Raw genomic sequence first — 12,219 nt, forward strand, 5'->3', positions numbered from 1 at the left:
GAATCATGCCGTCTTTCTCGCCGCTCAGACCAGGGGACCCAGAAGGGCTGGGACCGTACCGGTTGCTGGGCCGGTTGGGCGAGGGCGGGCAGGGCGTCGTCTACCTCGCCACCGACCCGGCCGGCACCGAGGTGGCCGTCAAGTGGTTACGCTCCGAGCTGGCCGGCGACGCCGTCAGCATCGAGCGGTTCATGCGCGAGGTGCAGGTCGCCGAGCAGGTCGCGCCCTTCTGCACCGCCACCGTCCTGGCCAAGGGCGTCGAGAACGAGCGGCCCTACATCGTCAGCGAATTCATCGACGGGCCCTCCCTGCACCGGATCGTCCAGGAGCAGGGGCCGCGGGCCGGATCCGCGCTGCACCGCCTGGCCATCGGCACCGCCACCGCGCTGGCCGCCATCCACCAGGCCGGGATCGTCCACCGCGACTTCAAGCCGGCCAACGTCATCATCGGCTCCGACGGGCCGCGGGTGATCGACTTCGGCATCGCCCGTGCGTTGAACGCCACCTCCACCCTGACCAGCATGGCGGTGGGGACGCCGTCGTACATGCCGCCCGAGCAGTTCATGGGCCAGCCCGTCGGACCCTCCGCCGACCTGTTCGCGTGGGGCGCCACGATGGTGTACGCCGCCACGGGCCGGCCGCCGTTCGGCAACGACACGATGCCGGCGGTCATCAACCGGGTGCTCAACCAGCCGCCCGACCTCGGAGCGCTGGACGGGGCGCTGCGTGAGGTGGTGGGCGCCTGCCTGCAGAAGGACCCCGCGCTGCGGCCCACGGCCGAGCAGGTCATGATGCGGCTGCTGCAACATCCGGTGCCGTCGGCCGGGGGCATGCTGGCGCAGGGCGCGGCGGCGGCGACCATCCACCCCCAGCCGACGCCCTACCCGACAGGCCCCCCGAACCAGAGCCACGGAAGCCAAGGACCCGGCAGCCAGGGACCCTTTGCCACCGGACCAGGACATCCCGGACAGAGCTGGCCCGCGCCTGGCCAGTCGGCACCAGGCCAAGCCGTCCAGGGCATGGGTGGACAGAGCATGGGTGGGGCGTCGCATTGGGGGGCGGCGCCGACCAATCAGTCCGGGCGGAAGCGGCGGGCGCCCCTGCTCATCGGGATCTCGATCGGCGTGGCGCTCCTGCTTCTGGGGGGCGTGGCGCTGGCCGTACCGTGGAGTCAGGGTGGGACGACGGCGGCCTCGTCGACACCGGAGCCGAGCGCCAAGAAGCGGGCGAGCACCAAGAGCACGCCCCCCGCCGACATCAAGCGGACGAAGCTGCCCGGCGCCAGCATCTACCTGCACGAGAGCACCACCGACCCGATCACGCTGACGTCCTACGAGGTCTACGACAAGAGCGGCAAGAACTGGGTCGACTACGCCAGGGACGGCCTCGACGGCGGGTTCCAGCGCTACGGCGACAACGAGGAGACCCTGCTGTCCCCCGACGGCACGATGATGGCCAGCCGCGGCCAGAACTACACCTCCGACGGCTACGACTACATCGTGATCACCGACCGGGCCGGCGGCGGCAGGACCACGGTCAAGACCGTGCGCCGCCCCGAGATCAGCAGCATCGCGAGCTGGTCGAAGGACAGCAAGCGGATCCTGCTCAACCTCGAGAAGAAGATCGGCAGCAACTGGATCTATCTCGGCTTCGCGGTCGTGGACGTGGCGAGCGGCAAGGCCCGCCTGAGCAAGGTCAGCGACCCGCAGGTCCGCGAGTCCGGCTACGGATGGGACGCCGAGGAGAAGGGCGTGATCGCCGTCTACGGCAAGGACGCCGGGCTGCGGTTCTTCGGCCCCTCGGGCAAGGCCGTGCGCGACCTCGCCGAGGTGGGCGAGCTGCCCTCGGGCACGCAGGACGTCTTCTCCCCCGACGGCAGCAAGTTCGTCACCAACTGCCCGGGCGGCGACGACGGCGACCACTGCCTGTGGAACGCGGCGACCGGCACCCAGGTGCGCAAGTTCACCTCGGCCTGCGACAAGGTGCTCGGCTGGTACGACAACACGAACCTGTTCTGCTGGGAGCAGGACGACGCGCCGCGCGACGAGATCCAGGTGGTCGGCTTCGACGGCAAACTCAGCCGCAAACTGCTGGACGTCTCCGACGACGTGGAGTTCAGCCCGACTTTCACCATCAATCCGACACGAGGCTCCTGAACCGCTTCGCCCGGCCATCCGTCATGGAGGACATGAAGACGCTGATCCGCACGGCACTGACCGTCGCCGCCCTGGCGACGGCCGCCGCCGCCTGCACCTCCACCGCCCAGACGCCGGAGCCGGCGCCGCTGGACCTGAGCAAGGACGTGCGCCTGGTCGCCTATTCGAGCTGCGACGACATGCTCGCCGGGCTGCGACAGAAGGCGGCGGAGAACGTCGGCCCGTGGGGGTTCGGCCCCGGGATCCAGCCGTTCGGCGCGCGCGAGATGATGCAGTCGGACACCGCCATGACGGCGAAGGCCACGCCCGAGCACTCCACGACGAACGTGCACGAGGCCGGCGTGGACGAGCCCGACCTGGTCAAGACCGACGGCAACCGCGTCTTCACGGTCACGAACGGCAAGCTGCGCGTGATCGACACCGCGACCAAGAAGGTGACGGCCGAGCTCGAACTGGTCAAGCAGGACCAGCCGGGCGGCTTCATGAGCGGCGACCTGCTCATCTCCGGCGACCGCGTGCTGGTGATCTACCGCGGCGGCATGGCGATGATGGAAAAGCGCTTCGCCCCGCAGATGCAGACCGCGTACATCCTGGTCGACCTGTCCGGAAAGCCCAAGGTGCTCAGCACGGTACGCCCCCAGGGTGAGCACGTGGACGCCCGCATGGTCGGCTCGACGGTCCGCATCGTGACCCGCAGCCAGCCGGACATCAAGTTCCCGCAGCCGAAGGACCGCATCGGCGAGGAACAACTCAAGAAGATCAACCAAGAGGTCGTACGGCAGGCCCCCGTCGACGCCTGGCTGCCCAAGATCGAGATCACCGACGAGAACGGCACGGTCAAGAAGGACTCGGTGGCCTGCGAGCGGGTCAGCCACCCGGCCGACTACACCGGCACCTCGCTGCTGACCGTGCACAGCCTCGACCTGGCCCAGGGCGTGACTGCCGCCGGGACCGACCCGATCAGCCTGGCCGCCGACGGCGACACCGTCTACGGCACCGGCCAGTCGTTGTACGTGGCGAGCAACCCGCGCTGGTGGTGGCCCAGCGGTCCGGTGATCCTGGAGGACACCGCGGTGGAGCCGCCCCCCACCCCGGCCGCGACCCCGGACACCGCCTCCACCGCCCAGGCGCCCGCGGAAGAGCCCTCCCCGACCGAGCCCACCCCCAGCGCGACCCCGAGCGCCACTCCCAGCTCCACCCCGACCGACACCCCCACCGCCTCCCCGACCGACGCCCCGCCCGTCGATCCCACCGAGCCGGCCCGGCCCACCCCGGTGATCCCGCCCGAGGAGACCGAGGTCCACCGCTTCGACGTCGGCCAGGCCGGCGCGCCCAAGTACGTCTCCTCCGGCAAGGTCCCCGGCCGCCTGCTGAACCAGTACTCGCTGTCGGAGTTCGAGGGCAACCTGCGCGTGGCCACCACGCAGTCCGACCAGAAGACCAGCTCCAGCGCCGTCTACGTGCTCAAGGCCGACACCCTCGACAAGGTCGGCGAGGTCGGCGGCCTGGGCAAGGGCGAGCGCATCTACTCCGTGCGCTTCATCGGCCCGGTCGGCTACGTGGTCACCTTCCGCCAGGTCGACCCGCTCTACACCCTGGACCTGCGCGACCCGGCCGCCCCGCGCGTCACCGGCGAGCTGAAGATCACCGGCTACTCCGCCTACCTGCACCCGGCGGGCGACGGCCGGCTCATCGGCGTCGGCCAGGAGGCCAGCGACAAGGGCCGCACGCTGGGCACTCAGTTGTCGTTGTTCGACGTCAGCGACCCGGCCAGCCCGCGCCGGCTGTCGCAGATGTTCCAGAAGGACTCCGGCTCCGAGGCCGAGTGGGACCCGCACGCGTTCCTGTACTGGCCCAAGACCGGCCTGACGGTGATCCCGCTGTCCGGCTACAAGGACAACACCACCGGCGCCATGGTGATGAAGGTGGACCAGAGCGGCGTCACCAAGCTCGGCATGGTCAAGCACCCGAAGCAGACGCAGCAGGAATACACCTACCAGCCCGGCATCCAGCGGGCGATGGTGATCGGCGACGAGCTCTGGACGGTCTCCTACGAAGGCGTCCAGGTCAACGACGCCACCACGCTCGCCGAGAAGGCGTGGATCCCGGTGACGTAAACGGATCTGGACAGTCCCCAACTAATGGTGAAAAATCCACTGACACCGTGATGTTGGGGGTGCGGATGCCTTTCGTGGGACGAGAGCGAGAACTCGACCAGGTGTCGGCCGTCCTCGCCCGCCCACCCGCGGTCGTCCTGATCGACGGCGAGGCGGGCGTGGGCAAGACGCGCCTGCTCCACGAACTGTCCAGCCCCCTGCTGGTCGGCAGCTGTCACCCCATGCGCTTCCCGTTCGGCCCGATCGTGGAGGCCCTGCGCGACGCCGACCTCCCGCCCGGCCTCAACCCGGTCACCGGGGCCTTACGCCCCCTGTTACCGGAGTTCTCCCACCTCCTGCCGCTCGACCCGCCTCCTGTCCAGGACCCGCAGGTCGAGCGGCATCGTTTGTTCCGGGCCGTGTTGTCGCTGATCGACGCGCTCCAGCCGATCACGCTGGTCGTCGAGGACGTGCACTGGATCGATCCCGACAGCCGCGAACTGCTGGCCTTCCTCACCCGCTGCCTGCCCGCCGGGGCCAACCTCCTGCTGACCTACCGGCCGGAGGACGCCTCCTTCCCCGTCGCCGGGTTCCGCTCGCACCTGCCGCCGCACATCCGCCACACCCAGCTGTCCCTCGCGCCGCTGGACGTCGAGGAGACCGCGCTGCTGGCCAAGCACCTGCTGCCCGACCCGCCGGATCTGTGGCCGCTGACGCTCGGGGTGCCGTTCGCGATCGAGGAACTGGCCAGGATGCTGGCCGAAGGCCGGGGCCCCGGGACACCGCCCGCGTTGCGCGACGCCGTACTGCTGAAGATCGAGGCGCTGCCGGTCGCGGCGCGGCGCATCGTGCAGGCGGCCGCGGTGGTCGACGAGCCGGCGAGCGAGCGGTCGCTCGCCGCCGTCGCCGGCCTCCCGCCCGAGCAGAGCGAGCGCGGCCTCGCCGAGGCGGTACGGCGGGGCCTGCTCCACCAGCCCTCCCCCGGCCGGTACGGCCTGCGCCAGCCCCTGGCCAGACAGGCGGTCTACGACTCGATCACCCCCGGCGTCCGGCGCAGGCTGCACCGCAGGGTGGAGGCGCCGGCCGAGACGAAGGGCGCGGTGTCGCCGCGCGAGGAGCAGGTGATCGGCCTGGCGGCCCAGGGGCTGACCAACCGGGAGATCGCCGAGAGCCTCTTCCTGTCGCCCAGGACCGTCGAGGTGCACGTGGCCAACGCCCTGCGCAAACTCGGCCTGACCTCCCGAAGGCAACTCCCGGGAAACACCGAATAGCCCCGCCGCATGGCATGCGGCGGGGCTACGGTCGAACGTTTCCTAGTGGGTGAACGCCTGCAGCTCGGCGGCCCTGATGTGGCCGGCCAGCGGGCTGGCGGTGGTGCAGTCGGTGGCGGAGTTGGGGTCCTGGTCCTGCTCACCGGCATAAACCGGGTTGCCGGTGCACTGGCTGGTCACCGTACGCAGGATGAGGTGGGTGGCCTTCGACGACCGCACCCGGAACGACTCGATCAGCAGGTCGGCGCCGCGCGGGCGGGGTCTGGCCGTCTGGAACGCGTCGGACGCGCTGGTGTAGACCTTGCGGAAGCTCGCCGGGTTGGCGCAGTCGGCGCCGGTGGAGGCGTCGCAGGCCAGGATCTCGAACGAGCGCAGCGCCGAGAAGCGGTTCTGCGGGCCCGGGTCGGCCGGGTCGCCGATGTTCGGCCGGAGCAGGGCGCTGACCTGGACCCGGCCCACGCGCACCGGCGCGGTCCCGGCCAGGTCGACGATGACGTTCTTGCCGGCCACGGGGCCGGTCAGCGAGGCCCAGTTCGTGGCCTCCGTCTCGTCGATGAGCTTGGCCTGGTTGACGCCGTCGCCGGAAGCCGTCGCGCCCGCCGCGGCGGAGGCGTGGTTACGGCTCAGCGACAACGGCAGCGGCAGCTTCAGACCCGGCAGCACCGGCAGCGAGAAGCGCGTGTGGCCGAAGCCCGGCGCGACCGCCACGAAGTCGTACTTGCCGGGCACGATCTGGAAGGTCTCGTCGATCGCGGTGGCCGGGTCGGTGTCGGCCACCGGAACCACGCGGCCCTCGTAGTCGCCCACGTACAGGCGGACCGCCGCGTCCTTCGACTCGCCGACCGGCTTCAGCGTGAACGTGGCGTTCTTGGCGTGCGGGGAGACGAAGCTGGGCACCGGGTCGGGGTCGGCGGTGCCGTTGCTGGTGGCGCCGTCACCGAGGCCGTGCTCGGCGAAGGCGTTCCACATGATGTCCTGGTTCTTGCCGTCGAAGCGCAGCCGGTCGGCGGCCAGCATCGCGTCGCGCATGTCGACGTAGCTGAGCGTGCCGACGGCCGTGAGCAGGAACGCGTCGAAGTGGAGCTGGATCCAGCGGCGGTTGCCCGGGCACTTGTCGATGGCCCTGCGGCCCTCGGCGCAGTCGCGCTGGACGCGGGCGGAGGCGTCGCCGTACCTCTTGAGGAAGGCCTTGCGGACGTCGAACTGGGTCGAGGACCAGATCTCGCCGTCGGCGTGGACCTGCTGTCCGACCAGGTCGTAGGCGATGTTGCTGTAGTTCAGGTCCGACTTGGACATGTCGTAGTTGCGGATGCCGCGCTCGGCGTCGCCGGTGGCGTAACCGCCGGTGACGTACGGGGTGTTGCCGCGCGGGCGGAAGCCGTTCTCGTAGAGGTACTCCATCGCGAACAGGTCGGACATGCTCTCGCCCATCGCGCCCGCCTGCGCGCCGCTGAGGCCGGCGTTGGGGCCGGCGACCATGCGGTTGGAGATGGCGTGCGTGTACTCGTGCCCGATGACCGACATGTCGTAGTCACCGTCGACACACGGCGAGTAGAAGGAGCCGGCGATCGGCTGCCACATGTACATGTTCGTGATCGGCGCGACCCCGTCGGGGCCGGTGATCTGGTTGGCGTTGTCGCGCACGCTCAGGACCTTCGCGCCCGCCTGGGCGTTGCCCTGCTCGGGGTCGCCGCCGAGGCCGCCGCGGTCGCCGTTGCTGACCTGCATGTTCCACGCGGTCTCGGTGAAGCCGAGCCGGTAGGACCAGTCGTGCATGCGGTTGTGCATCGCGCCCAGGTTCGAGATCGCCGCCTCAAGGTCGGCCTCCCCCGGCTGGTCGAGCACGGCCGGGTTGCACGACGCCTTGTACCAGGCGTTCGTCCACGGGTAGACGTACTTGCGGCTCGGCGTCAGCACGTTGCTGCGGGTGCCGACCGTGAACGGGTCGCCGCTGGCGCGGTTCTCGAACGTGCGGGCCGCGTTGCCGAGGCTCGTGTTCGTGGGCGTGTCCGTCGCGTGGTCCACGTCCCAGGCCTTGTTGGTGGCCGGGTCGCCGCCGACCACGAGGGCGCAGCCGGGACCGGGGGTGAAGCACCAGCGCTGGCGGTTGTCGGTCGAGGAGTAGTCGGCCGGCGGGTTGGCCGGGAACACCGACCACTCCGGGTCGAACTGGTCGGCCAGGCTCTCGCGCAGCAGGATCGCGCCGCTCACCGCGTCGACGTGGGTCGTGTACCCGACGTCCTTGCCGATGAGCACGACCTGGAACGCCCGGTGCACGTTCTCGCCGGCGGGCACCGCCACCGCGGTGACCTGCTTGGTCGTCGCCGATGCCAGGTCGATCTCGGCGTCCTGGGCGGCGATCTCCAGCGCCCGCTGCTCGGTGATCGCGGCCGCGGGGGGCGTGGCCGTGGAGCGTGACAGCGAGGAGGAGGCGTAGACGGCCTTGCCGCCCTGGACGCCGACCACGACCATGCCGTCCGCACCCGCGGGAAGGTCGCCGAACTTCTGCCTCAGCAGTACGGCGAAGCCGGAGCCGATGGGGTTGACCGCCACCTTCTCCAACGAGCCGAGCGCCTCGCCGAAGAGCTGCGGGTTGGCCGCCAGATAGGCGCGCGCCGCCTGCTCCGGGTCGGACGAGAGGCCCTCGGCCAGCGGTTTGTCGGCCGTGACCACGGCCGCGGTGCCGAGAGCGTTCCAGCGGACGGTCTCCGTGCCGCTTCTTCTGGCCTGGGCGGGCGGGCTGACCTCGCCCTTCCTGTTGTCGATGTCAGGCTTGCCGTGGTCGTCGCCGTGTACGGCAGGCGTCGCCGGCGGGGCCTGCTGGGCCTGTTCACCGGAGGCGACGCCCGCGCCGGATAAGGCTAGGGCGCCGGCGAGCAAGGCGAGTACCGGGATGCGTCGTCGCATGAAGGTCCTCCTGATCGGGATCAACAGCCAACATCGATCACGATCAGGGGCGACGCCTATACGTAGGACCTACGTAATGCGAATACTTACCCGCCCGGAACGGTTCGATCACGACCGTTCCGGGATCGGGACGATCTCCGGCGCGCCCAGCCGGATCGCGTCGGCGGCCTGGTCGGAATCCTGCTCCTGCGACAGCCGCTCGGCCTCGACCCGCTTGGTGTAATACTCCACCTCGCGCTTGACCTGCTCGTCGTCCCAGCCGAGCGGCCCGGCCAGCAGCTCGGCGGCCTCGTGCGCCACGGCCAGTCCGCGGTGGAAGGTCTCGATCGAGATGTGGGTACGCCTGGTCAGCACGTCGTTGAGGTGCCTGGCGCCCTCGTGGGTGGCGGCGTAGACGATCTCGGCGCGCAGGTAGTCGTCGGCGCCGTTGAGCGGGCCGCCCAGCGACGGGTCGTCCTCGATCAGGGCCAGGACCTCGTGGATGAGCGAGCCGTACCGCTGGAGCAGGTGCTCGATCCTGGCCACGTGCAGGCCGGACTCGGCGGCCAGGCGCTGGCGGCCGTTCCAGAGCGCCTGGTAGCCCTCGGCGCCGACGAGCGGGACGCGGTCGGTGCACGAGCGCGGCACCCGCTGGTCGAGGCCGTGCGCGACGGCGTCGACCGCGTCTTTGGCCATCACCCGATAGGTCGTGTACTTGCCCCCGGCGATCATCACCAGTCCGGGCACCGGGTGGGCGACGACGTGCTCGCGCGACAGCTTGGAGGTCTCCTCCGACTCGCCGGACAGCAGCGGGCGCAGCCCCGCGTAGACGCCCTCCACGTCGTCGCGCGTCAGCGGCACCGACAGCACCGCGTTGACGTGGTCGAGCAGGTAGTCGATGTCGACGCGGGAGGCGGCCGGGTGGGCCTTGTCGAGCGTCCACTCGGTGTCGGTGGTGCCGATGATCCAGTGGCGGCCCCACGGGATGACGAAAAGCACCGACTTCTCCGTGCGCAGGATGATCCCGGTCCGCGAGTGGATGCGGTCCCTGGGGACGACCAGGTGGATGCCCTTGGAGGCGCGTACGTGGATCTGGCCTCGGCCGCCGACGAGCTCCTGGATGTCGTCGGTCCAGACGCCGGTGGCGTTGACCACCTGCTGGGCGCGCACGTCCAGCTCGGCGCCGCTCTCCAGGTCGCGTACCCGGACGCCGGTGACGCGCTCGCCCTCGCGCAGGAAGCCGACGACCTGGGCGCGCTGGGCCACGTGCGCGCCGTAGGAGGCGGCCGTGCGCAGCAGCGTCATCACGTAGCGGGCGTCGTCGACCTGCGCGTCCCAGTACTGCACGGCGCCGGTGAACGAGGTCTTCTTCAACGCCGGCGCCAGGCGCAGCGCGCGGCTGCGCGACAGGTGCCGGTGGCCGGGCACGCCCCTGTTCTGGCCGGAGGCGAAACCGAGCGTGTCATACAGCGCCACGCCGGCGCCCACGTAAGGCCGTTCCCACCCGAAATGCGTCATCGGGAACAGGAACGGCACCGGCCGTACCAGGTGCGGCGCGATCCGCTGCAGCAGCAGCGCCCGCTCCTGCAGCGCCTCGCGGACCAGTTCGAAGTTGAGCTGCTCCAGGTAGCGCAGGCCGCCGTGGATCAGCTTCGACGAGCGCGAGGAGGTGCCGGAGGCGAAGTCCCTGGCCTCCACCACTCCGACCCGCAGCCCGCGCGTGATCGCGTCGAGCGCCACCCCGGCGCCCACGACCCCGCCGCCGACCACCACGAGATCGAGCTCCCGCTCCCCCATGGCCGCAAGCGCCGCCGTCCGGTCATCCGGCCCGAGTGCGCCCTTACCCGACATCTGTCCCCCTGCCGCTCGTCCTGGCCGTCGGCTATCCCTCCCGACCCTATTCCCCCCTTCTCCTTCCTTTACGGCGCCGCTTCGTTTCGTGACCTCGTTCGTCCAGGCTTGTCGGCCATGACCTCCACCACGATGTTCACCGCCGACGACGGAACCGCCCTGGCCCGCCACGAGTTCGGCCAGGGCGAGCCGCTGGTCTGCCTGCCGGGCGGGCCCATGTCGGCCTCCAGCTACCTCGGCGACCTGGGCGGGCTGTCAGCGGACCGGCGCCTGGTCATGCTCGACCTGCGCGGCACAGGCGGCTCCGCCGTACCGGAGGACACCTCCACCTACCGTTGCGACCGGCTCGTCCCCGACGTGGAAGCCCTGCGCCGCCACCTCGGCCTGGAGCGGCTCGACCTGCTCGCCCACTCCGCCGGCGCCAACCTCGCGGTCCTCTACACCGCCGGCCACCCCGAGCGCGTACGGTCGCTGACGCTCATCACGCCCAGCGTGTTCGCCGTCGGCCTCATGCCGTCGGGAGAACAGCGGCGCGCGTTCGCCATGCTCAGGAAGGACGAGCCCTGGTTCGCCGGCGCCCATGCCGCGCTGGTGAACATCACCGAAGGCCGCGGCGGGCCCGACGACTGGCCGGCCATCGCGCCGTTCTCCTGGGGCCGCTGGGACGAGGCCGCCCGTGCCCGCGTCGTCGCCGAGGACGCGCTGCGCAACGACGACGCCGCCCGTGTCTACGGCCGGGACGCCTTCGACCCGCCGTCCACCCGGGCCGCCCTGGGCGATTTCGAGGGGCCGGTGCGCCTGCTGGCCGGCGAGTACGACATGGGAGCCATGCCGGAGGTCGTCCGTGAGATGGCCGGGTTGTTCCCGCGCGGGGTCATGGCCGTCCAGCAGGGCGCCGGGCATTTTCCCTGGCTGGACGACCCTCAGGCGTTCCTCCGGTTCATGCGGGAGTCGTGAGCACCTTCAGCAGGTGCGTCACCTCGCGGGCCACCGCATCGCGGCCCGCCTTGAGGTACTTGCGGGAGTCGACCACCTTCTCGTCGCGGGCCAGGTAGTCGCGGACCGCGCCGGTGAACGCCTTGTTGAGGTGGGTGGCTATGTTGATCTTCTTCATGCCCTGCCGTACCGCCGCGCTCAGAGTCTCGTCGGGCACCCCCGACGAGCCGTGCAGCACCAGCGGGACCGGCACCGCCGCGCGCAGCTCGGCGATCAGGGCCAGGTCGAGGACGGCGTCCTTCGTGGTCATGGCGTGCGAACTGCCGACCGCCACCGCCAGGGCGTCCACGCCGGTGCGGGCCACGTAGTCGACCGCCTCGTGCGGCTTGGTGCGCGCGCCGGGCGCGTGCACGCCGTCCTTCCCGCCGACCTCGCCGAGCTCGGCCTCCACCCAGACACCCCGCTCATGGCAGTACGCCGCCACCTCGGCCGTGACCCGCACGTTCTCCTCGTCGGGCAGCGCCGAGGCGTCGAACATCACCGACCCGATCCCCAGCTCCACCGCCTCCTCCACCAGGTCACGCCGCGTGGCATGGTCCAGGTGGACGGCCACCGGCACCTTGGCCAGCTCGGCCACGGCCATCGAGGCACGGGCGATGGGCGCGAGGGCGCCGTGGTAGCGGACGCAGTTCTCGCTGATCTGCAGGACCACCGGCAGGCCCAGGGCCTCGGCGCCGGCCACGATGGCGGTGGCGTGCTCCAGCTGGATCACATTGAACGCGCCGACGCCGGCGGGGGAGCTGGCGATGATGTCGCCGATTCCGGCGAGGGGCATGACGGGCTCCTTCAGATCGTGGTGCCCCGGGCTGGGGCGCTTGCTGGGTCATGCGGGTCACCCGACCCGAGCCGCCCGACCCGCCTGACCGGCGGATCCGCCCGTCAGGCGGGTCGGGCGGACCGCTTGGGCGGACCGCTTGGGCGGACAGCTCGGGCGCAGGTCGGACGGGCGGGTGGCTCGGACGC

7 protein-coding genes are annotated in these 12,219 nt (G+C 71.0%); 4 read left to right on the forward strand and 3 right to left on the reverse strand.

Annotation, left to right across the window (positions count from 1 at the left end; translation table 11 throughout):
• Positions 1-5 precede the first annotated feature (5 nt).
• From HNR40_RS02380 to HNR40_RS02390, 3 genes are all read left to right on the forward strand, one after another.
• A complete protein-coding gene (locus tag HNR40_RS02380; protein ID WP_184957998.1) occupies positions 6-2,156 on the forward strand; it encodes a protein kinase domain-containing protein in 2,151 nt (716 codons plus the stop codon).
• Between the two features lie 32 nt (positions 2,157-2,188).
• Positions 2,189-4,273, forward strand: coding sequence for a beta-propeller domain-containing protein (locus HNR40_RS02385; protein ID WP_184957999.1), 2,085 nt, complete (start codon positions 2,189-2,191; stop codon positions 4,271-4,273).
• Between the two features lie 74 nt (positions 4,274-4,347).
• Positions 4,348-5,523, forward strand: a complete 1,176-nt coding sequence (locus tag HNR40_RS02390; RefSeq protein ID WP_184958000.1) for a helix-turn-helix transcriptional regulator — start codon at positions 4,348-4,350, stop codon at positions 5,521-5,523.
• A gap of 42 nt (positions 5,524-5,565) precedes the next feature.
• On the opposite strand, the gene HNR40_RS02395 is transcribed toward HNR40_RS02390, so the two are convergent.
• Both HNR40_RS02395 and HNR40_RS02400 read right to left on the reverse strand, forming a co-directional pair.
• Positions 5,566-8,430, reverse strand: coding sequence for a M36 family metallopeptidase (locus tag HNR40_RS02395; RefSeq protein WP_184958001.1), 2,865 nt, complete (start codon positions 8,428-8,430; stop codon positions 5,566-5,568).
• A gap of 108 nt (positions 8,431-8,538) precedes the next feature.
• Positions 8,539-10,260: a glycerol-3-phosphate dehydrogenase/oxidase gene (locus tag HNR40_RS02400; RefSeq protein ID WP_184958002.1), complete on the reverse strand. Its 1,722-nt coding sequence runs from the start codon at positions 10,258-10,260 to the stop codon at positions 8,539-8,541.
• 117 nt (positions 10,261-10,377) lie between these two features.
• Between HNR40_RS02400 and HNR40_RS02405 the strand changes: the two genes are divergently transcribed.
• Positions 10,378-11,217 (forward strand): alpha/beta fold hydrolase, encoded by an 840-nt coding sequence (locus HNR40_RS02405; protein WP_184958003.1) that lies wholly within the window; start codon positions 10,378-10,380, stop codon positions 11,215-11,217.
• Here HNR40_RS02405 and HNR40_RS02410 read toward each other — a convergent pair.
• A complete protein-coding gene (locus HNR40_RS02410; RefSeq protein WP_184958004.1) occupies positions 11,201-12,031 on the reverse strand; it encodes a class II fructose-bisphosphate aldolase in 831 nt (276 codons plus the stop codon). The genes HNR40_RS02405 and HNR40_RS02410 overlap by 17 nt on opposite strands.
• Positions 12,032-12,219 lie beyond the last annotated feature (188 nt).

Origin of the sequence: Nonomuraea endophytica (assembly GCF_014203235.1) — a bacterium.
Taxonomy (GTDB): Bacteria; Actinomycetota; Actinomycetes; order Streptosporangiales; family Streptosporangiaceae; genus Nonomuraea; species Nonomuraea endophytica.

Excerpts from the sequence above, each read along its gene's own strand:
- HNR40_RS02400 (WP_184958002.1), bottom strand. The coding sequence starts at position 10,260 with ATGTCGGGTAAGGGCGCACTCGGGCCGGATGACCGGACGGCGGCGCTT.
- HNR40_RS02395 (WP_184958001.1), bottom strand. The coding sequence starts at position 8,430 with ATGCGACGACGCATCCCGGTACTCGCCTTGCTCGCCGGCGCCCTAGCC.
- HNR40_RS02380 (WP_184957998.1), top strand. The coding sequence starts at position 6 with ATGCCGTCTTTCTCGCCGCTCAGACCAGGGGACCCAGAAGGGCTGGGA.
- HNR40_RS02410 (WP_184958004.1), bottom strand. The coding sequence starts at position 12,031 with ATGCCCCTCGCCGGAATCGGCGACATCATCGCCAGCTCCCCCGCCGGC.
- HNR40_RS02405 (WP_184958003.1), top strand. The coding sequence starts at position 10,378 with ATGACCTCCACCACGATGTTCACCGCCGACGACGGAACCGCCCTGGCC.
- HNR40_RS02385 (WP_184957999.1), top strand. The coding sequence starts at position 2,189 with ATGAAGACGCTGATCCGCACGGCACTGACCGTCGCCGCCCTGGCGACG.